The following is a 20,554-nucleotide window of genomic DNA, read 5'->3' on the forward strand; positions in this document are numbered from 1 at the left end:
AGAATCGCCGCACGTTGCCCAGGACACCTGCGCGCAGTCATCCTGCGGATGCAAGCGCCCAGGTTCAGCCTAGAACTTCGCGCGCAGTGTGAGCTGCAGTTCGCGCCCAGGCCCCGGCAAGATCAGGTTGTCCACGGTGCCGTGGGCCGAGAGGTAGTGCTTGCGGTTGGTGATGTTCTTCAGGTTCAGCGCGATCTCGTAGCGATCGGTCTTGTAGCCGGCCGCGAGGTCGGCCGTGAGGTACGAAGGCAGTGTCACCAGATTGCTCAGCGAGGCGTACCGGGCGCCAACGTAGTTCAGCCCGCCGCCGGCGCTGAAACCGTGACCCAGGTCCTTCATGGCCCAGATGAAGGCGGAGTGGCGCGGCGTGAGGGCGGCGGTCTTGCCCTGGACCGGGATCGGAGCACCCACCGGCAGTTGCAGCGAACTCACGGTGGCCACGGACTTCACCATCTCGGCATCCAGGTAGGCGTAGCCGCCGCTCACGTCCCAGCGCCCCTGCAGGCGGCCGTTGAGCGCGATCTCCAGCCCATTGGTGCGCTGCGTGCCCACGTTGATCTGGCGGCGCGGATTGTTCGGGTCGGTGTTCTTGATGCCGGAGCGCTCGAGATTGAACAGCGCGGTCGTCAGATTCAGTGCCCCATCCAGCAGATCGAACTTGGCGCCGATCTCTTTGTTGACCGTGATCTCCGGCTCGTTGTCGATGTTGCCGGTGGACAGCGCGAAGTTCTCGCCCGAAGGTTGGAAAGAGCGGCTGTATGACACGTAGTAGGACTGCACCGAGTCCGGCTGCCACACCAGACCGGCACGCGGGCTGAACTTGCGGTCGGTTCGCTCCAGCGCCGAAAGCTTGCGCTCGAAGCTGGTGTCCTGCTTGAACACGTCGTAACGCGCGCCGACGAGCGCCTTCCATTGCGGCGCCAGCGTGATCTGGTCCTGCAGGTAGAGCGCGGCAGTCTTGAATTCGCTGTTGCTCGGGATCGCGCTGTCCGCGAGGTAACTCGCGGCCGGAATCGGCAACGGGTCCGCCACGGGGTTGAAGATGTTCACCCGCTGATAGCCGACGGCCGAGGACACCGAATAGAGGCGTTTGCGCTGCACGCCGAGCTCGGTGCCGATCAGCCACTCCTGCTGCAACCCCCCGAGCTGGTTGCGATAGGTGAGGTCGGTCTGGTTGAACCAGCCGCTTTCGTCGCGGTCGACGAAGCCGCGGGTGCGGCCTACGGTCAGGCGCACGGGGTCGGTGGTGCCGCTGGGCAACGTGTTGAAGCGATCCAGATGGTAGCTGGCGTAGCGCGTGGTGTTGCGCAGGCTGAATGCGTCGCTGAAACGGTGGTTCAAGGTCGCGGTGAAGGTCTGGACCCTGCTGGTCACGGTGTCGTCGCGCCGCGCATGCGCCGAGCCGTAGTAGGTGCCGACAGGCACGTCCACGGGTCGGCCGTTGAGCGCCGGGATGCCGAAGTCGGTCAGGCGTTGGTCGCGAAGGTTCGTGTACTGCAGCAGGAGGTCGGTCTGCGGGCTGAACTTGATCGCGAGCGAGGGCGCGATGTTGTAGCGGTCGGTGAACTGCTGGTCGCGGTAGCTGTCGGACTTCTCGCGCGCGACGTTGAGGCGAAACGCCATCGCTTCGCCGATAGGCGTGTTCAGATCGGCCGTGGCGCGCTTGTAGCTATTGCTGCCGAGGCCCAGCGAGACCTCGCCGAACTGCGCGCCGAACACCGGCTTCTTGGTCACGCGGTTGATCAGCCCACCCGAGGAGCCCCGGCCGTAGAGCACCGCGGCCGGCCCCTTGAGCACTTCGATGCGCTCGGTGTCCGACAGGTCGCGGAAATACAGCGCGTCGTCACGCACGCCGTCGACGAACCAATCGGAGAGAGCGCTGAAACCGCGGATCACCACCTGGTCGCGCTGACCGTCGCCGTGATTGAAGCTCACGCCCGGCACGTTGCGCAGTGCGTCCTGCATCGAGGTGGCGCCCTGGTCGCGCAGGAGTTGCTCGGGCAGCACGTTGATGGCCTGCGGAATATCGCGAAGCGGTGCGCTGCTCTTGGTGGCGGTGCTGGCGGCGGCCGGGGCGTAGCCCTTGTCCGTCTCTGCGCTGACTGTGACCTCCTTCAGGGTCGAACTGCCCCCGACCGCCGCGTCCTGCGCCAAGGCGGCGCAGGGCAGCGAAGCGAGCACGGCGCCGGCGAGGAGGGAAAGGGGAGACAAGGAGCGCGGGGGGGTCGGAGAGGGTTTCATGCTGGACGGTATGGGTTGAGCGGATGCCGCGCAGGGCGGCCGCACATGCCGAGTGCGTTCGCGCTGAGAGGCGAACGTTGGGCATGCCCTGCCTTGAAACTGCTCTGGGTGGGGCGTTTGGCGCGCGCAGACCGAAGCGCCGCTCGCGCGGGTTCGCTGACGCCACCAATGACGGCCGCTGGACGCGGCGGGCGAATTGTAAAGACCAAATCCGACCCGTTGAACGTGTTGGCTGGTTGCCACGCGCAAAGAAGGTCGACGGCTTGACCTCGACATGAATCGGCACGGCGCGATTTTTCGGCTCTGGCGCGTGCTGTGCCCGACCTGCTGGGGTTCGCGCGCCGGACCTCTCCGCAAGACTAATTCCTGTCGCATTTTTCGCGATGTAAAAATGCCTGGGCGGCCCCGGTGGCGCGCGTCGTCCGCTATGAAAAGCATAGCGCTCTGCAAAATGAAACCAAATGTGTTAACTCTTTCCTTAGTTATATGAGTACCTCGGTTCTACATTCGAAAGTATTCATTTGCCGTTTCGGCGGCTTCAACAAGAGGAAGGAAAGACATGAACCGCGTTTTCAGGATCATCTGGAGTGCATCGAAAGGCTCGTGGGCCGTGGCCTCGGAGCTCGCCAATGGCGTGGCCCGTTCCGCGGCCGATGACAGTGCCCGGTCCGAGTCGCAAGAGCGGATGCCTGGACGCGCGGGGGCGTTGGGGACGCAAGCTTGCATAGCCATGGCACTTCTCTCCCTGGCGAGCGCCGCCCCGGCAGCGAACTGCGGCAACGACAAGGATGTTGGTAAAGCTACCTGCTCGGCGCCTGCACCGGCACCTGCACCCGCACCCGCACCCGCACCGGCACCCGCACCCGCACCGGCACCCGCACCCGCACCCGCACCCGCACCTGCACCTGCACCTGCACCGGCACCTGCACCCGCACCTGCACCCGCACCCGCACCGGCACCTGCACCTGCACCTGCACCTGCACCCGCACCCGCACCGGCACCTGCACCCGCACCTGCACCTGCACCTGCACCCGCACCCGCACCGGCACCGGCACCCGCACCCGCACCTGCACCTGCACCGGCACCTGCACCGGCACCGGCACCTGCACCGGCACCGGCACCTGCACCGGCACCTGCACCCGCACCCGCACCCGCACCGGCGGCGGCACCTGCACCCGCGGCGGCACCGGCGGCGGCACCTGCACCCGCGGCGGCACCTGCACCTGCATCCGCAGAAGCACCTGCCTCCTCGGCAGCCGCCGAAACACCGAAGGAGACCGAGGTCCCCACCGAGGCGCCGAGTGCCGTCGCGCCAGCCGTCGTCCTCCCGGTCTATCGCAGCGAGATGCCCCTCTTTGCTGCCCTACCCGCCCAGCTTCGCCAGGGCGATCTCGCAATGCTCGGCAACCTGCACAGCCGTCTCGACGACAGCGGCACCGGCCTGGACCGCCGGGCCTGGGTGCGCGCGGTGCACAAAGACCTCGACATCCGGCAGAGCGGCAACACTTTCGCTCACAGTGACGGCCATCTCAGCGGCCTGCAGGCCGGCAGCGACCTGCTCGTCAGCGGCAATTGGCGATTCGGCCTCTATGTCGGCGGCTTGGATGGCAGTGTCGATGTGAGCGGCTTCGCGAACAGCACCATCGGCCGAGTTGGCAGCACCGATCTGCGCTCGCGCTACCTCGGCGGCTATGCGAGCTGGCGGAACGCCGAGAGCGGCTGGTACGTCGATACCGTGCTGCAGGCGGGCAGCCACCGCTACACCGTGCGCCCGGACGCCAGCTTCGCGGTGTCGGGCAAGGCGCGCAGCGTCTCGGCATCGGTGGAAACGGGCAAGTCCTTTGCACTGGCGGAGGGCTGGAGCATCGAGCCGCAGGTCCAGCTGATCCATCAGCGCATCAACCTCGACGATGTGACGATCGCCGGCGCACGCGTCCGCCAGGATGCCGATGGCGGATGGATCGGCCGGGTTGGCCTGCGCATCAAGGGCAGCATCGGCACCGGCTTGGGCCGCTTGCAGCCCTATGCGCGGGTCAACGTCTACCGCGCGAGCTCCGGTGCCGACCTGGTCGATTTCGTAGGCCCGGCAGTTGTCACGCGCATCGCCAGTGCCGGCGGCTACACGGCGACGGAGGTGGCCGGCGGCTTGTCGCTGGCGCTGACGCCGGCCATGACGCTGTACGGCGAAGTCGGGCGCACCGTTAGCAACGGCGGCGAGGCTCGGGTGAAGTCATCGGTGCAGGGGACGATCGGCGTGCGGGTGAGCTGGTAGGGCCGAAGCGGGCGCATGACTCAGTGCGCCGACTCGCCGACAACTGCCTGGATGCTGAACCTGTTGCGCCCTTGGCCCTTGGCTGCATAGAGCTGCTCATCGGCCCGGGAGAGCAGATTCTTGGGTGTCGTGCCCTGTTCTCCACAGTACAGGGCAACTCCGATGCTGGTGGTGATGCGCAGGGACTCGCCTTCGAGCAGGAAGGGGGATTGCATCGCCTTGATCAGGTTCGATGCCACGGTCCTTGCGTCCTCAGCGCTTTCCAGGCTCTCGATGAGAATGGTGAACTCGTCGCCACCGAGCCGGGTGACCACATCCCCGTTGCGGAGCGCCTGCGTCAGGCGGACTGCGAAACCCTTGAGAAGCAGATCGCCGACGTGGTGACCGTGGTGGTCGTTGACCTGTTTGAAACGATCGATATCGAGATACATGAGCGCCAGCATGCTGCCTTCGTTGCAGCTGCGAGCCATTGCATCACTCAGCCTGCGCTCGAAGCTGGCGCGATTGTGCAGGCCAGTGAGGCTGTCGTGCTCGCTGAGCTGCACCAGGCGCTGTTCCTCGAGCTTGTCCTTGGTCACATCGGCAATGATGGCCACAAAGCCCAGCACGGTCGTTCCGTCGTCGCCGAACTGCGGGATGTAGTGGACCTTGTCGCAACGGTAGTGCTCCGGTGTGCCGAACTCGCGCTCGTAGTGGACGGTTTCCCCCCGAAGCACTTGACGGACGCGCGGCTCGAGCGCCAGGTAGTGTCGCTCGCCCAATGCTTCTCTCATCGTCATGCCGTACAACATTTCGCGATTCATCTTGAGGGCGTTGCCATAGGCCAGATTGCAGAACTGGTACCGCTCGTGCGGGTCGATGTAGGCCACGCGCATCGGCAGAATGTCCGTAACGCTACGAAGGCGCTGCTCGCTGTGGCGAATCGACCGTTCTGCCTGCAGGCGCACTGTGATGTCGCTGACCAGCGTGTAGATGCCGACGACCCGGCCTGCCTCGTCGCGATGGGGGACCAGATAGGCCTGAACCCGGCGGGTGCCCGCCGGCGTCGTCAGATCGTGTTCGCAGACCACCTCTTGTCCTGCCAGGGACTCTCCCAAATACGGCCAGACTTCGGCAAAGATCGGATCGCCATAGAGCTCGCGAAGGTGCTTCCCAATCAGCTGTGCCGGCTCGAAATCCAGCCAATCCTTGTACTCCCGGTTGGCGAAGCGGAACCTGAGATCGGTATCGAGTTCGGCAATAAGCGCTGGAAGATTGTCCGTGATCGTGCGCAGCCGGGCCTCGCTCTCCTTCAGCGCCTGTTCCACCGCCTTCGCGGCGGAGATGTCGCGCATGATGCCGGAGAAGTGCTCGAGTCGGCCATCTTGATCGCGGTGGGCGATGACCATGTGGTTCACAGGCATTTCGTTGCGCTGGGCATCGTAGACGGCCGTATCGCCGATCCACACCCCATGCCTCACCGCCGCGGGGATGACCTCTTGCTGCAGCCGTTGGAGAACCCATGGGGGCATGAACTGCGCGGCACTCTTGCCCCGAAGGGGCTCGTCGAGCGCCAGGCCCGATTGACGCCGTGCGGCCGGATTCATGTAGGTCATGCGTCCGTCGGGACGGCTCTGAATGACGAAGTCGGGTGTGGCCTCGAACACGGCCGTGAGTGTTCGAAGGGCTTTTTCGCTCGCTGCGCTCTCGGTGATGTCGCTGATGGTGCAGGCGCGGCCCACGACCTTGCCTTGAATCGTAATGGGCGCAGTTCGCACCGAGACCAGGACGGCAGTGCCATCGCCCCGGTGCAGGCGGATCACGCCGCCGAAAGGTTCGGTGCTGCCGGCAGCCTGGAGCCAATCATGCCGCACCTTCTCCCGCACCGCGGGACGCACCAAGTCGATCCAGCCGTCGGGCGATTGGTCTGCGCCGATTCCATTGATGCGCCTCCAGGCCTCATTGACGTACGTGATCCTTCCTTCCCTGTCGCACCGAAAGAGGCCCAGCGGCGATGCGTCCTGGACAGCGAGGAGCTCTGCCTGATGAACACGAACCTCTTGCATCAGCCGCGTGAAATCCCGCGCCAGATCGCCGATTTCGTCATTGAAGGTGTGCGGTAGCGCAAGCTCGGAGGAGGGCGCCCGGCGCAGCTGCGCCACCGCGCGCTGCAGGCGCTCGAGCGGCTTCAACTGCCAGGCCGTCACGGCCCAGACCAGCGCCCCTGCCAGCAGCGCCGCCAGCGCTGCGCCAAGGAGTAGCTTGTCCCGGGCCACGCGCAAGGGCGCAAAGGCTTCCTGTGCAGGCAGGACGGCACTGAGCACCCAATCGGTGGAGCGCACCCCCTTGCTCGTCACGATGGCGGCGTGCGATCGGTCCATGGCCGACAACATCTCGCTGTCGGCTCGGTCATTCAGTTCCAGGCCGCCATGGTCGACCGGCTGCATCACCTTGCTCGCATCGCGATGCGCAAGATAGACGGGCTGCTCGCCACGACTGGTCAGGAGAAAGTGACCGCTGTTCCCCACCCTTTCGTGCCGCAGCGTTCCGAGCACGTTCAGCTTCAGCAACTCGAGCCCGCCGGCGACCATGCCGATGATCTCGCCCTTGGCGTTTCGCACGGGAGCCAGCATGATGACCGAAGGCTGCTGGCTGGTGCGCGCATTCAATGGTTCAGAGATGACAGGCCTGCCCGATTCCAGTGCGCGCTTGAAGTAGGCTCGGTCCGCGATATTGGTCGGGGTGCCGCTCTGGGCGCCCGTGGCGTCGCTTGCTATCACTGTGCCGTCCAGCAGGACGAAGCCCAGTTCTGTGAAGAGGGACCTGACGCCTGTCAGACGCTCGAACAACTGTCGCTGATGCTCGGCTTGCTGCAAGCTTTCCTCGTCGACGGAACCTGCCAACTGGACGAGCGCCATCAGTCGAAGTTCCACCTGTTCGCTCAGTCCATCGGCCTTGGCGTCCACGAGCACGCTCTGCTGCTTTCGCAGGACCTTGAGGAAGTCCCGCCCCAGTTGCCGGTGCTCCAATGAACCTGCGATGGCGATGATCAGGATCATTACGAAGCTGACCGACAGCGCAATCTTGGACTTGAGGTTCAGACGCACGTTAGAACTTTCTCGTGATCAGGAATCCCAACTTCGCCTCGATGCCGAAGGATCCGTGCGCCCATCGGCAAGCTCGTTTTGGCTGAGCGTTGGACACATTGTCAGCACTGCACCGCTCCAGAACAACAAAAGCCCGGTCACGTCGCTTCGCTGTGTGGACTTCTGCAAAAAAAGCACGCCTGCTAGGCAAGAAGGCTGTCCCACGGACGTCATTTGCACCATGATTTCACCATGAACTCCTGCAATCGCCCGTGGTGGCGGCGCCGAATCCTTTCGACTTACATCGGCGCTTTCATGCTGATCGGCGCAACTGCGAGCGCCCTGGCCCAGGCCGTGCCCGCGCCTGCGCAACGACTTCGCATCGTCGGCGGATTGGCGAGTGTGAGCCAGTACACGCTGCACGAGGAACGCTTCTGGAGCCAGGAGCTCGCACGCCTGAGCGGCGGCAAGTACAGCGCGAGCATCGTTCCCTTCAACCAGGCCGGCGTTCCCGGACCGGAGATGCTCAACCTGATGAAGCTGGGCGTGGTCCCCTTCGGCACGGCGCTCCTGAGCCAGATCTCCAACGACCACCCCGAGTTGGGCGCGCCAGACCTGGCGGGCCTGAATCCGGACATGGCTTCTCTGCGGCGTGTCGTCAACGCGTTCCGTCCCTACCTGGAGCGCACGCTGCGCGAGCGTCACGATGTAGAACTGCTCGCGATCTATGTCTATCCGGCACAGGTCGTTTTCTGCAAGCAGCCGATGAAGCGTTTGTCCGACCTGGCGGGACGGCGCATCCGCATCTCGGGTGCGGCGCAGGCCGACTTCGTCCGGGCCCTCGACGGCACGCCGGTCTTCACCGAGTTCGCGGAACTCATGTCCAACATGAGTGCAGGCAACACGGACTGCGCGATCACGGGCGCGATGTCGGGCAACACCTTGGGCCTGCATCGGGTCACCAGCTCGATCTATACGATGCCCATCAACTGGGGGCTCGCGGTGTTCGGTGCGAACAAGGATGCCTGGCACGCACTGCCGGCGGAGCTGAAGACACTGCTGCGAAGCGAGCTTCCCAAGCTCGAGACTGCCGTGTGGGCCGAGTCGGAACGCGAAACCAGTGAAGGCGTAGCGTGCAACACGGGTACCGCCGGATGCACACGCGACAGAAAAGGCTCGATGGTGGAGGCGCGGCCTTCTGCAGAAGACCAGAAGCTCGGGCGGGAGATCTTCGCGACCAAGGTGCTGGCCGGGTGGCTGCAGCGCTGCGGGGCTTCCTGCACGCCGGTGTGGAATCAGACCCTCGGCCCCGCAACCGGCATCAAGGCGGCAGCACGGTGAACAAGCGCCTGCCCCGCCGCACCACCGCGTTCATCTACGGTGTGGCAGGGCTGTTTCTACTCGGCGTTCTCGCGAGCGCCACCGTCATGACCTGGGAGATCCGCAAGAACGCAATTTCCGACAGCGAGAGCCTGACGATGCGCTTCGTGAGCGGCTCGGAAGCCGCGCTCAATCGCAGTCTGCTCAGCATCGATATGGTGCTCGCGGCCCAAGGACACGCGTTACAGTCCTCCACGGCGGCATCGGTCGCCGCCGATGCGCTCAGACCGGAGACCCTGCAGCTGCTTGACGCGGTCGTGCGCCAGAACCTGCTGGTGCGACACATCGCCTTCCTGCGACAGGACGGCGCCGTGCTGTCGTCCTCCGACCGGCGCCGTGACCAGCTCGCCGTCCAACTGCCGCCCGATTTTCTGGAGCGCGTTGCTGCGCAGCCGGTTTCGACGCTGGCCATCAGCCTGCCTTCCGTCAGTCAGTCCAGCTCGCAGAAGGTGCTCTACTTTGCGCGTACCGTGCGGCTGGTCGACGACAGCAGGATCGTGGCGGTCGCGGAAGTGCCGATTACTCCGCTCACGACGATCCTCACGCAGGGTGCAGACATCAAGGGGCTGGAGGTCACCCTAGAGCGCGATGCCGGACCGATCTTGGCCAGCGTGCCTGCGCGCGACGATCTGTCGGGTCGCACCATCCTGCCGGCGCTGAGCGAGCAGACCAGCAATGGGCGCGCCGTGCGGATGGCCGCGCGCCTGAGCGGCGAGCCGGCCATCGTCGTCGCGCGCCCGACCTTGCACCGCAACCTGTTGATCGTCGCGAGCATCCCCTTGAACTTCGTGTTGCAAGACTGGCGCAAGCAACGCATGTTCATCTTGGGCGTGGCATCGAGCTTTGCGCTGATGATCGTGCTGGTCAGCTGCTTCGCCCACCTGCAGTTGCGGCGCCAGTGGCGCTCCCGGGCCGAGCTGCTGCGCTCGAAGGCGACCCTGGACCAGGCGTTGGAATCCATGGTGGATGGTTTCGTACTGCTCAATGCGCAGGATCGGATCGTGACCTGGAACAGGCGCTTCCTGGAACTCTTTCCCCGAGCCGCCGCCACGATCGCGCCGCACGTGCCGTTTCGGCGCATCATCGAACAGGCGGAGCCCGCGCTGCACAATCCGGCAGAGGGGGAGCATGAGCTCGCCCTTCCGGGCGGCCAAATCATCGTCTGCATGAGGAGCCGCACACCGGATGGTGGACTCGTCTGCGTGTTCCGCGACGTCACCGAAAAAAGACGGCACACTGCCGCGATCGTGGAAGGCAAGGCGCAATTGCAGGCGACCCTGGATGCGCTGCCGGATCTGCTGCTCGAGGTCGGGCTGGAAGGGCGGTGCCATCACTTCCATGCGCCGCGCGCCGCAGTTTCCTTGCTCGCAGACAAGGACCCTATCGGCAAGCTGCTCACCGAGCTGCTGCCCTTGGAGAGCGCCACAGAGTTGATGGCAGCGCTTGAAGAAGCCCATGCGGTCGGCTTTTCGCGGGGTCGCCAGTTCGAGCATTCCGACGTGAACGGACCGACGTGGTTCGAGATCTCGGTTTCGCGCAAATACTTCGACCAGGAGCTGGAACCGCGGTTCATCGTCATCCTGCGCAACATCACCGATACCAAGCTGGCAGTCAAGGAGATCGAGCACCTCGCCTTCTATGATGTTCTCACCGGGCTGTCCAATCGCAGGCTCCTGCTGCAGAGGCTCCAAAGCGTCATCGAAACCAATGCCAGCCATGCCTGGCGAGGCGCTTTGCTATTCCTGGACCTTGATAAGTTCAAGGCAGTCAACGACGCACATGGCCATGACATGGGCAATGTTCTGCTCAAGCATGTGGCGGCGCGGTTGCAAGCCAATCTGCCCCAGGGGGATACCGTGGCCCGTCTCGGAGGCGACGAGTTCGTGGTGTTGCTGCGCAACCTCGGCACGGACCCGGCCGCGGCGCTGCGGCAGACTGCCGCCATCGGCGAAGCATTGCTGGCCGAGCTCGGCCAACCCTACGTGCTTGGCACGCAGCAATATCACGGGACCTGCAGCATGGGTGCCACGCTCTTCGACGGGCAGCCGCAATCGCTCGAGGCGCTGCTGAAGCAGGCCGACATCGCCAAGTACTACGCGAAGAGCGCGGGCGGCAATGCCATGCGCTTCTTCGAGGCGGCCATGCAAGCAACGATCACGGCACGCGCGACGATGGAGAGCGAGTTGCGCGCCGCACTTGCAGGGGACCAGTTCCTGCTGCACTACCAGAGCCAGGTGACCACGAAAGGGCAGATCGTGGGCGCGGAGGCCTTGCTGCGTTGGCAGCACCCGACGCGAGGCATGGTGCCGCCGCTTGCGTTTATCGAACTGGCCGAAGAGACTGGCCTGATCGTGCCCCTCGGCCTGTGGGTGCTGGAGGCCGCATGCAGGCAGCTGGAACGCTGGAGGCATCAGCCAGAGCGCAGAGACCTGCAGCTGGCCGTCAACGTCAGTGCGCGACAGTTTCGGGAAGGCGATTTCGTGCCGCAGGTTCGAGAGGTGTTGGCTCGGACCGGCGCCGACCCGACGCGGCTCAAGCTCGAGCTGACCGAAAGTCTGTTGCAGGACAACGTCACGGACACGGTGGAGAAGATGAAATCGCTCGCTGCGATGGGCATCCGCTTCTCGATGGACGATTTCGGCACGGGCTACTCGTCGCTTTCCTACATGACGCAATTGCCGCTGCACCAGATCAAGATAGACAAGTCGTTCGTCCAGAAGCTCGGTGCCGATCCCAAGGTCGAGCTGATCGTCCAAACCATCATTGGCATGGCGCGCAACCTGGGGCTGGAGGTCGTAGCTGAAGGCGTCGAAACGCGACAGCAGCTCTCCTTTCTCGAGAAGCATCGTTGCACGCTGTGCCAGGGCTATCTCTTCAGCAAACCAGTGCCGCCGCTGGAATTCGAGGCTCAGCTCGACCTCGAGACGGCTTCCTGAGCCTCGGATGCAGACGACGGCCTGGCACCAAGTTGCGCCCCCTCGTGCTTGCCATTGCGTCCGCCCTCGGCTTGATCTGCTCGGTCTGCCTGGTCTGCGCAGCAGATTGACCTATCCATCGGGTTGTCCCTTGCGCTGAATCAAGAAGTCCAAACTGCCCCCATGCGAAGCTGCGGACGACCTTACCGGAGAATCGTCATGACCGAATCCGCCCCCGTCCCTTCGCTTCGCGACGGACATCTCAACTTGGCTTTCGAATGGCAAGCTGCGGCCATCGGGACGCTGCTGCAGGCGCAGCAGCGCCAGGCCGGAATACTCCTGATGTGGCAGAAATCGATGGCCGCAGTGGGCCAGGACCTGTGGGACCGATGGGTCTGCCGCTTCGGCGGGGGCGTGCCGCTCGACGGCTAGCCATTTGCACGCGAGAATTGACTTGGCGATGCGACTGCGCCGGCAGCCGCCGAAAGAGCGGCTTTGTCTCCGATTGCAGGGTTGACGCTCGCATTCACAGGAATAACATGGATCCATGCTTGGCTGGTGTGCTCGCCTCTACCAGATCAGATGCGCGTGACACGCGCAGCACGGACTTGGCGATGCTCGATGCAGCGACCGGCGGGATGACGCGTGCGACCGCGTGTCTGTCTATCGGAACCGGCGCCCGTGTGAGCTGAACGCATTACGAAGATCGCCATCGCGGCCTTCACAGAGTCAAGGACCACAGATGCTCAATCCATCCAAGATCGCTACCGTCAAGGCGACCGCGCCGGTTCTCGCCGCTCAGGGCTACACCATCATCCAGCGCTTCTACGAGCGCCTCTTCGAAGCCCATCCGGAGTTGAAGAACATCTTCAACATGCGGCACCAGGAACGTGGCGAGCAGCAGCGGGCGCTGGCCGCGGCGGTGCTGGCCTATGCCACCCACATAGACAACCTGTCGGCGCTGGGCCCAGCGGTCGAACGGATCACGCACAAGCATGCGAGTCTGAATGTGCAGCCCGCCCAATACGCGGTCGTGGGCGAGCATCTGCTGGCAGCGATCAAGGAGGTTCTTGGCGAAGCTGCAACGGATGACATCATTTCCGCGTGGGCTGAGGCTTATCAAGCCTTGGCGGACATCATGATCGCCGCCGAGGAGGCGCTCTATGCAGAGGCGCAGCGGCGTGCCGGCGGATGGCGGGGCTGGCGCAACTTCGTGGTGCGGCACAAGCGGCCCGAGAGCGAAGTCATCACCTCCTTCTTTCTTGAAGCCGAAGACGGCCGGGCGATCGCCGATTTCGAGCCCGGCCAGTACATCAGCATCGTGGTCGATGTTCCTCGTCTGGGCCTGCAGCAGGTCCGCCAGTACAGCCTGTCGGATGCGCCGAACGGCAAGTATTACCGAATCTCGGTCAAACGCGAGAGCGAGGGCGGGCCACATACCGCCGGATACGTGTCGAACCTTCTGCACGACTATGTCAATCCGGGCGACGTGGTGCGCATCACCCCGCCTTTCGGGCCTTTCCATGTCGACATGAACGCCACCACGCCGGTGGTGCTGATCAGCGGGGGAGTGGGCCTGACGCCCCTTGTCAGCATGCTGAAGGCGGTCCTGAAGAACACGGACCGCGAGGTCGTGTTCGTGCACGGCGCCCGCAATGGGGCGGTCCACGCGATGAAGGACCGCTTGAAGGCGTCTGCCGACACGAACCGGCGGCTGACCAACATCGTGTTCTACGATGCGCCGCTGCCCAGCGACGTCCTCGGCTACGACTACGATCACCAGGGACTGGTGGACCTGCGGCGCATTTCGGCATCAGCCCTCAAGGCCGATGCCGACTACTACATCTGCGGTCCGATGCCCTTCATGCGCGCGCAGGTGGAAACGCTCAAGGCACTGGGCGTTCCCGAGGGGCGTGTGCACTACGAGGTTTTCGGGACCGACGTGTTCGAAGAGTAGAAGGGTGGCCCGCCGGGCATCATCGGTACTGGGCCGCCGTAATGAACTGGCCGAATGATTCGCACCAGACGATGACCGTGTTGTAGGCCGTCGGATCGGCCGATGCCGGCATCGGCACGACGAAGTTCTCGAACGTTCTCACGTCGCCCACGCGCAGCATCTTCGCCCTCAGCCGCAGGAAGTCGGCCTCGGTCTGCACGAACTCCGGCGAGAGGTAGAGCTTGTAGTCGGGTCCGGGCGCGATTCTGCCTTGCAGCGACACCGCGCTCCGGCTCACCGACACCGCGCCTTCACCCCAATGCAGAGCATCGCTGTCTGTCAGATCGCGCCTGAACCGGCCCGTGAACTGCGCTTGGGCGGCCAGTGCAGTCACCTCGCCCTGCGAGGGTGCGGTCGGCGCCGTGAGGATGGGCAAGACATAGACACCCGCGCCGAAGCCCAGGGCTGCGACGGTCAAGTGCGAAACGACAAGGAAGAGGATCTTCTTCACGGCGGGTAAGGACAGGCGCGCGGACAGGGGTTACACACCTCGCCAACTCGCCACGGGCCGGGTAGTTTCTCCTCTCGGGGCACTTGCCAGGCATGCGGAGCGCGCCGGCGATGACGGGGCGTCAGGTTCGCAATTTGACACAGATCAAGCCCGTGTGCAGCACGGGAGCGACCCTGGCAGGCGCGCGGTCCGTCCTCACGGGGCCGGCACGAATGCGGGCTTGCCTTTCTCCACGATGTAGGTGGCCAGTTCCGATGCCTTGCCGGGGCCGACATTCCTTGCTGTGTGAACTGCGCCGTTGGGAATGAACAAGGCGTCTCCCGTCTTGAGAATCGTGGGCGGCTTGCCATCGATCTGATACTCGATCGTGCCTTCGAGAACATAGGCCACTTCCACGCCCGGATGCGAGTGCCTCGGTGCCACCACCCCGGGAGCGAAGTCCACCCGAACCTGGACGACCTCGCGTCCGGAGGCGTCGAGATCCTGCTTCAGGATGTCGGTCCGTCCAAGCCCGGTGGGCTGCGCCAGTGCGAGCTGTGCGGCCAGGCCGCTTCCGACGAACAGCATCGCTGCGGCCATGGTTCGTATCGTGTGCATTGAATTTCCTTTTCGTGATGTTGGAAGAATGTCCTCTAACTGCCGCCTGCGGCGGAAGCGCGAACTTCGTTGACGGTCTGCCGGGGATTCTGGAGATGCGGGTAGTGACCGATGTTGGGGAGTACCATGATCGGCAGCTTGGCCTTCTGCGCGAGATCGAGGCCCATTTCCTTCTTGATGTAGAAGTCCTTCTCTCCCCACACGACCTTGACGGGCGTCCGAAGGCTTCCAAGATTGGCTTCGAAGTACTCCTGGTCGCGTGTGAAGTGGGCGTAGTAGTGATAGAAGGCGTCGGCAGTGGTGAGGCTGCCGTGGTTCCAGCCGCGGAGCATGTCGTCCTTCAACGCCTGCGAAAGCTCGAACTGTTCGTTCTTGGCCAAACCCCGTTTGAACGCGTTCTCCAGGATCTCGTCCCGGTTCTTGTTCAACGCGGCGCGCACCGCGTCCGAGGAGGACTTCGTCTTCAGCGCCTGCAGGTTGTCCACCATGTACTGCGGCCTGTTCAGCGGCGCGAAGTCGCCCACGATGATGGCCTTGGCGATGCCCGGCTCCTCTAGCGCGAGCAGGAGCGCAGGCAGGGCTCCAATGTCGGTGGCGTAGATGGTCAGCGTGGAAGTATCGATGTTCGCCTTCCTGATGTAGGCCTTCAGAACACGTGCGTAGTCGCTGGGCGCGTAGGAAAACTCGTCCGCCGGCGGCCGCGTCGAGAGTCCGAAGCCCGGCCAGTCGAAAGCATGCACTTCGTAGTCTTCGGCGAGCACGGACGCGATGTTCTTCCAGGCATAGAGGGTTTCGGGAAAGCCGTGCAGGAAAAGAACGCTGCCCTTGGGCTTGGCGCTTCGAACGACCATCCTTCTGAGTTGAATCCCGGAATCGATCTCGAGGAAGCCGACTTCTTCCCGCGGGCTTCGATGGCCGAGGTGTGTGCATGACGCCAGCACGGCGACTCCGAGCAGGAGGGCGGACATGAAGAGCCTTCGAACGGTCAGCTGGGCCATCGGGACAATGCTTTCTTGATGAACTCGGGCTCGGACATCCACGCAGTTGGAGCCGGCGCTGGGCGCTCGCCACAGGGCGGGCCATGGGCTCGATTAGAGAAGGCGCTCGTATCGGCGGTGTGTCGAGCAACGGCCGATTTGCATTCCGCTGTGTTCGCGCGCCGCTTGGACACACTGGCGTACAAATCGACCCCCATGCGCATGCGTGGGTGTCACTTTCCATAGTCGGCGAGGTGGCGGCCCAGGTGCCGCTCCGCATCGCTGGGGCGCTGCAGGCCCTTGTCGATCAAGGCCTTCAGCCTGGCCTGTGCGGCGGGCCGCTGTACCGAGGCAATGAATGCATCCCAGCTCGCCTGCAGTTCCGCGTCCGTCGGCAGGTTGGCCGCGTTGACCAGCTTCTTGGTGTCGATCACGGCCTGGCGGTCGAAGGACGCAATGCGCATCGCCAACTCGTCCACGAACGAATCGAGCTTCGCGTCGGGCAATGACCGGTTCACATACCCGTATCGCTCGGCGATGTCGCCGTTGATGTCGTCCGCGCCCACCATGATCTCCATCGCTCGGCCGCGCCCCACCAGCCGTGTCAGGTGGGCCATGGGAGCGCCGCCGGCGACGAATCCGGCGCCCACCTCGAACTGGGAAAGCACCGCCTTCTCACGGCTGGCGTAGCGCATGTCGCACGCCAGGACGATTTCGCTGCCGATGCCGGTCGCCCTTCCCCGCACGGAAGCGATCGTCACGACCGGCATTCGGCTCAGGCGGGCGATGATGTCCGGGACAGCAGGCATACCGGTGGGCCCGGGACTCAGCCTCGTGGTATCGGAGAGGGGCGACAGCAGATCGTAGTGCGCTGAAAAGTACCCGGGTACGGCGCTGTCGAAGACCACCACCTGGACCTGCGGGTCGGCTTCGATCTGGTCGAGCGCAGCGGCAAGATCCTTGATCACGCCTGCACCGATGATGTTGAGCGGAGGATTGTCCAGCGTGACCCGCCAGTAGGCGGCGGTGCGCTTCGTGATGCGCACCTTGGCGGGCTGGTCCGACTGCCCCGCCGGAGGCGGCGCCGACCTCGCGCTTGCGGTGCCTGGCTTGGGCACGGCGGTCGTCTGGGCATGCGCGATGCCACATGTGACGAGTGCGAGGGCGAGTGCCAGCGCATAGCTCGATCTGGCGATGCCGGCCAAGGCCATCGCGCCTGCGCCGGCGAACATCGTGCGGGATTGATTCATGGTGTTTCCTCGTTCGGGAAGTGGAAGGGTCCAGCGCGGGCGTGACGCGCACGACCCGGGCAAGCAAGTGGATGGCTAACTCGGTTTCGTGGCTTGCTGCCGACGGTACTCGAGGGCCGGCAGGCCGCCCCATCCCCAGTTGTCGGTCTCCACCTCTTCGATGATGACGAAGGTACTTTCGAGTGGCTTGTTCAGTAGGTCGCGAAGCATCTCGCTGACCCCCTTGATCAAGGCGGCCTTTTGCGCAGCGGTGACCGCGCTGGTTCCCGGTTGGGTACCTTCGCGGGTGACCTGGATGGTGACGATCGGCATGATCGGGGTCCTCTGGCCTGGTGCGATCAGTGGCCCGCGCTCTGGCCACCGTCGACATGCAGGATCTCGCCCGTCACAAACGCCGCCGACTCCAGGTAGAGCACAGCTTCGACGATGTCGCGGATCTCGCCCATGCGGCCGACGGGATGCAATGCCGCCATGGCAGCATGGGTCTGGGGAGCATGGAGCGGCGTCTTGATGATGCCCGGCGACACCGCGTTGAACCGTAGGCCCTTTGCAGCGTATTCGATGGCGAGTGACCTGGTTGCCGCGTTCAAGCCACCCTTCGTGAGCGATGCCAGAACGGAGGGGACGTTGACGTTGGCATGGTCCACCAGGCTGGTGGTGATGCTCACGACGTGCCCGGTGCCATTGCGTTCCATCACCTCGACGACAGCCTGGGTGATGTGAAAGAAGCCAGCGACGTTGGTGGCGATCTTCTGCAGAAAGTCGGCCTGCGTGTATTGCGTGAATGGCTTCGCGATGAAGATTCCCGCGTTGTTGACGAGGCTGTCGATACGCCCGAAGCGTTCGAGGCCTTGTGAAACGACGCGCTGCGCTGTATCGGCTGAGCCGATGTCACCGGCAACCGTCAGGATGTCGGGGTCATCGGATGCCTGGATGGTTCGCGACGTCGCGATGACGCGGTAATTTCGATCGCGAAAGCCCTTGACGAGGCCGGCACCGATGCCTTGGGATGCACCGGTGACGAGGGCGACTTTTTGCTGAGCGTTCATGGTTTGATCCTTTCGGTTGACAAAAGAGTGACGGATGCCCTGTGCCTTGCTTGGATGCGCAGGAACGAATCTGTCGGAAGCAGTGGACGCTTCTGTTGCGCCATGGTCTTGGGCCTACCTGGTCGTCGCCACGGCTGGAAGCCGCGCCACGTCCATGACTGCCGTCGCGAAGGCTTCGGGCGCCTCCTGGGGCAGGTTGTGCCCGGTGCCGCCGGTGATGAGCCGGTGTTCGTAGGGTCCCGAGAACTTCTTTGCATAGGCGCTCGCCGGCGGGTGTGGCGCGCCGTTGGCATCTCCTTCCAGGGTGATGGTCGGCACGCCGATCACCGGCGCCGCTGCGAGCCTCGCCTCCAGATCGCGGTACTTCGCTTCGCCTTCCGCCAGGCCGAGCCGCCAGCGATAGTTGTGGACCACGATGTCCACGTGATCCGGGTTGTCGAAGGCATGCGCGCTGCGTTCGAAGGTGGCGGCATCGAAGGCCCATTTCGGTGAGGCGGTCTGCCAGATCAGCTTCGCAAACGCCTGGCGATTCTTCTCGTAGCCGAGGCGACCGCGCTCGGTCGCGAAGTAGTACTGGTACCACCACTGCAGCTCGGCCTCCGGCGGCAAGGGGATCTTGCCGGCTTCCTGGCTGCCGATCAGGTAGCCGCTCACCGAGACCAGCGCATTCACGCGCTGCGGCCAGAGCGCCGCCATGATGCAGGCCGTCCGCGCGCCCCAGTCGCAGCCTGCCACCGTGGCCTTGTCGATCTTCAGGGCGTCCATCAGCGCGATCATGTCGGCGGCGGCCGCGCTCGGCTGGCCGTTGCGCAGCGATGTGTCGGAGAGGAAACGGGTCTTGCCGTAGCCGCGCAGGTGCGGAACGATCACCCGATGACCGGCTGCGGCGAGCATCGGCGCGACGTCGACGTAGGTGTGGATGTCATAGGGCCAGCCGTGCAGCAGGATCACAGGCGTGCCGTTGGCCGGGCCGGCTTCGAAGTACTCCACGTCGAGCACGCCCGCCTCGATGTGCTCGAGCGGCTCGAGGCGCTTCGGCGACGCTGCGCGCCCCAGCTTCGGCGAACCGGCGGCCTCGGCGAAGGGGGCCGTGCTGCCGAGCTGGGCGGCGACGGCGCCGATCGCCGTGGAGCCGAGGAAGGAGCGCCTCTGCAACGAGGTCGCTTGCACCGGGACCGACGGAATCACCACATCGACGGCGTCCTCCGCGCGCCAGGGCATGCGAAGGATCGTCTTTCCGATTCGTTGGGCAGCGGTCATGTGGACGCCTGTAGGTTGCAGTTGCAAAACGGACTCAACGGGTGGTGGTTCAACCTCGGCGGTACAGAACAGGGTGTTCAGCCGAGGTGGAGCTTCGCCTGGCCGTACTTTGGCGCGATCTCGGCTCCGGCGTATCTGGCTTTGGGCAGACCGGTGCGCATTCCTTCGGCGGGAGGCTGCGTTGAAAGACGGCCTTGCAAATCGGTGCAACGACTTGCGCAACACCGTGCGCTGCCGCGGCGAACCATGAATGCTCGGCGTGGCCACGTGCGGCGCGCAACCGTGGTCAGGCCAACCTTCCCGCCGATGGAATGCGCCGGTGCCTACCCAAAGACGGATGTCTCGCTGCAGGGCTTGCGCCACAGTGGTCCCGGCATTCCCTCGGGCACCACGCTTCCGAGGATGCCATCCGGCCTCCATGAGCCGGACCGCGCGAACAGTCCGGCTGCACGTCAGCCGCATGTTTCATCGTGACCGTGGAAAGGACGTCCCCATGAAAGCAATTCGAAACCTGGCAACCGCTGCGACGCTCGTCCGGATCTGCATGGCAGGCAGGCCATCGGCGCAACGCATCCGAACTCGCCATCCCCGGGAAGGGCGGTTCGTTCGCGATGCCCGGGCGACATCGGCACACGCCACACGATTCACCTTCTGCCATCTCGCCTTCGCGGTCGGCCTCACGCTTTGCTGCACGGCGGGCTGGGCGCAGAAGACGGACGACATCGGCCGTCCTGCCGCAGTGATTCCGCTGTCCGACGAGGCGCCGCCCAGGCTCGTCGTCTACCCACCGTTGGTCGAGCCCCTGGCGCGAGGCGTCGTCATTCTTCAGTACCGGACCGAGAACATCCGCATCATCCCGGTCTTCGGCAACGGAGCGCTCGGTGTGTCACCACGGGTAGGCCACCTTCACGTGACGGTCGACGATCGGCCGGGCACATGGGCACACACGAGCGAAGATCCCATCATCGTGGTGGGCCTGCAGCCCGGCCTGCACAAGATGCGGATCGAAGTCGCCGACCCGGTGCACAAGATTCTGGTCACCGAAATCATCGCCGTCACCGTCCCCGGGCAGGCCGGCTCGGGTCCTCACAGGCACTGACG

At 64.5% G+C, this 20,554-nt stretch carries 15 protein-coding genes and 2 pseudogenes; 7 read left to right on the forward strand and 10 right to left on the reverse strand.

The features are described 5' to 3' along the window. Positions 1-69: 69 nt before the first annotated feature. Positions 70-2,241 (reverse strand): TonB-dependent receptor, encoded by a 2,172-nt coding sequence (locus AC3A6Y_RS23610; protein WP_487870678.1) that lies wholly within the window; start codon positions 2,239-2,241, stop codon positions 70-72. Between the two features lie 559 nt (positions 2,242-2,800). On the opposite strand from AC3A6Y_RS23610, the pseudogene AC3A6Y_RS23615 reads away from it, so the two are divergent. Further along, positions 2,801-2,905 (forward strand): annotated as a pseudogene (locus AC3A6Y_RS23615) (ESPR-type extended signal peptide-containing protein); the annotation flags it as partial. Positions 2,906-3,041: 136 nt separating this feature from the next. Here AC3A6Y_RS23615 and AC3A6Y_RS23620 read toward each other — a convergent pair. After that, positions 3,042-3,482: a hypothetical protein gene (locus AC3A6Y_RS23620; protein ID WP_487870899.1), complete on the reverse strand. Its 441-nt coding sequence runs from the start codon at positions 3,480-3,482 to the stop codon at positions 3,042-3,044. 20 nt (positions 3,483-3,502) lie between these two features. On the opposite strand from AC3A6Y_RS23620, the pseudogene AC3A6Y_RS23625 reads away from it, so the two are divergent. After that, positions 3,503-4,513, forward strand: a pseudogene (locus tag AC3A6Y_RS23625) (autotransporter family protein); the annotation flags it as partial. Positions 4,514-4,533: 20 nt separating this feature from the next. Here AC3A6Y_RS23625 and AC3A6Y_RS23630 read toward each other — a convergent pair. Further along, positions 4,534-7,599 carry a PAS domain-containing protein gene (locus AC3A6Y_RS23630; protein ID WP_487870679.1) on the reverse strand — a complete coding sequence of 1,022 codons (3,066 nt, stop codon included), beginning with the start codon at positions 7,597-7,599 and terminating at the stop codon, positions 4,534-4,536. Positions 7,600-7,830: 231 nt separating this feature from the next. On the opposite strand from AC3A6Y_RS23630, the gene AC3A6Y_RS23635 reads away from it, so the two are divergent. The 4 genes from AC3A6Y_RS23635 to hmpA all read left to right on the forward strand — a co-directional run bounded on the left by AC3A6Y_RS23635 (position 7,831) and on the right by hmpA (position 13,830). Next, entirely contained in the window at positions 7,831-8,919 is a 1,089-nt protein-coding gene (locus AC3A6Y_RS23635) for a TRAP transporter substrate-binding protein (RefSeq protein WP_487870680.1), read from the forward strand. Then, complete coding sequence (locus AC3A6Y_RS23640; RefSeq protein ID WP_487870681.1) at positions 8,916-11,894, forward strand: bifunctional diguanylate cyclase/phosphodiesterase; 2,979 nt, start codon at positions 8,916-8,918, stop codon at positions 11,892-11,894. The genes AC3A6Y_RS23635 and AC3A6Y_RS23640 overlap by 4 nt, the downstream gene beginning before the upstream one ends. A 198-nt stretch (positions 11,895-12,092) precedes the next feature. Further along, positions 12,093-12,305, forward strand: a complete 213-nt coding sequence (locus tag AC3A6Y_RS23645; protein WP_487870682.1) for a hypothetical protein — start codon at positions 12,093-12,095, stop codon at positions 12,303-12,305. Between the two features lie 310 nt (positions 12,306-12,615). After that, complete coding sequence (gene hmpA / locus AC3A6Y_RS23650; RefSeq protein ID WP_487870893.1) at positions 12,616-13,830, forward strand: NO-inducible flavohemoprotein; 1,215 nt, start codon at positions 12,616-12,618, stop codon at positions 13,828-13,830. 19 nt (positions 13,831-13,849) lie between these two features. Here the strand turns inward: hmpA and AC3A6Y_RS23655 are convergent, their stop codons facing one another. The 7 genes from AC3A6Y_RS23655 to AC3A6Y_RS23685 form a co-directional block, all read right to left on the reverse strand. Continuing rightward, positions 13,850-14,320: a DM13 domain-containing protein gene (locus tag AC3A6Y_RS23655; RefSeq protein ID WP_487870683.1), complete on the reverse strand. Its 471-nt coding sequence runs from the start codon at positions 14,318-14,320 to the stop codon at positions 13,850-13,852. Between the two features lie 195 nt (positions 14,321-14,515). Then, positions 14,516-14,899 carry a cupin domain-containing protein gene (locus AC3A6Y_RS23660; RefSeq protein ID WP_487870684.1) on the reverse strand — a complete coding sequence of 128 codons (384 nt, stop codon included), beginning with the start codon at positions 14,897-14,899 and terminating at the stop codon, positions 14,516-14,518. Between the two features lie 53 nt (positions 14,900-14,952). Next, the gene (locus AC3A6Y_RS23665; protein ID WP_487870685.1) at positions 14,953-15,768 is read right to left on the reverse strand and encodes an alpha/beta fold hydrolase; all 816 of its coding nucleotides are present in this window, start codon (positions 15,766-15,768) and stop codon (positions 14,953-14,955) included. 359 nt (positions 15,769-16,127) lie between these two features. Continuing rightward, entirely contained in the window at positions 16,128-17,099 is a 972-nt protein-coding gene (locus AC3A6Y_RS23670) for an enoyl-CoA hydratase/isomerase family protein (RefSeq protein WP_487870686.1), read from the reverse strand. 120 nt (positions 17,100-17,219) lie between these two features. Beyond that, complete coding sequence (locus tag AC3A6Y_RS23675) at positions 17,220-17,456, reverse strand: tautomerase family protein (RefSeq protein ID WP_487870687.1); 237 nt, start codon at positions 17,454-17,456, stop codon at positions 17,220-17,222. Positions 17,457-17,482: 26 nt separating this feature from the next. After that, entirely contained in the window at positions 17,483-18,193 is a 711-nt protein-coding gene (locus AC3A6Y_RS23680; protein WP_487870688.1) for an SDR family NAD(P)-dependent oxidoreductase, read from the reverse strand. A gap of 114 nt (positions 18,194-18,307) precedes the next feature. Continuing rightward, positions 18,308-19,453, reverse strand: a complete 1,146-nt coding sequence (locus AC3A6Y_RS23685; protein ID WP_487870689.1) for an alpha/beta fold hydrolase — start codon at positions 19,451-19,453, stop codon at positions 18,308-18,310. A gap of 493 nt (positions 19,454-19,946) precedes the next feature. On the opposite strand from AC3A6Y_RS23685, the gene AC3A6Y_RS23690 reads away from it, so the two are divergent. Next, positions 19,947-20,552, forward strand: coding sequence for a DUF6130 family protein (locus AC3A6Y_RS23690; RefSeq protein ID WP_487870690.1), 606 nt, complete (start codon positions 19,947-19,949; stop codon positions 20,550-20,552). Positions 20,553-20,554 lie beyond the last annotated feature (2 nt).

It is taken from the genome of Variovorax sp. Soil_C_17, from assembly GCF_057657265.1.

What these genes read in the sequence shown, in the direction of transcription:
- AC3A6Y_RS23660 (WP_487870684.1), bottom strand. Translation starts at nt 14,899, where the DNA reads ATGGCCGCAGCGATGCTGTTCGTCGGAAGCGGCCTGGCCGCACAGCTC.
- AC3A6Y_RS23685 (WP_487870689.1), bottom strand. Translation starts at nt 19,453, where the DNA reads ATGACCGCTGCCCAACGAATCGGAAAGACGATCCTTCGCATGCCCTGG.
- AC3A6Y_RS23645 (WP_487870682.1), top strand. Translation starts at nt 12,093, where the DNA reads ATGACCGAATCCGCCCCCGTCCCTTCGCTTCGCGACGGACATCTCAAC.
- AC3A6Y_RS23665 (WP_487870685.1), bottom strand. Translation starts at nt 15,768, where the DNA reads ATGGTCGTTCGAAGCGCCAAGCCCAAGGGCAGCGTTCTTTTCCTGCAC.
- AC3A6Y_RS23635 (WP_487870680.1), top strand. Translation starts at nt 7,831, where the DNA reads ATGAACTCCTGCAATCGCCCGTGGTGGCGGCGCCGAATCCTTTCGACT.
- AC3A6Y_RS23680 (WP_487870688.1), bottom strand. Translation starts at nt 18,193, where the DNA reads ATGAACGCTCAGCAAAAAGTCGCCCTCGTCACCGGTGCATCCCAAGGC.
- AC3A6Y_RS23690 (WP_487870690.1), top strand. Translation starts at nt 19,947, where the DNA reads ATGAAAGCAATTCGAAACCTGGCAACCGCTGCGACGCTCGTCCGGATC.
- AC3A6Y_RS23610 (WP_487870678.1), bottom strand. Translation starts at nt 2,241, where the DNA reads ATGAAACCCTCTCCGACCCCCCCGCGCTCCTTGTCTCCCCTTTCCCTC.
- AC3A6Y_RS23675 (WP_487870687.1), bottom strand. Translation starts at nt 17,456, where the DNA reads ATGCCGATCGTCACCATCCAGGTCACCCGCGAAGGTACCCAACCGGGA.
- hmpA (WP_487870893.1), top strand. Translation starts at nt 12,616, where the DNA reads ATGCTCAATCCATCCAAGATCGCTACCGTCAAGGCGACCGCGCCGGTT.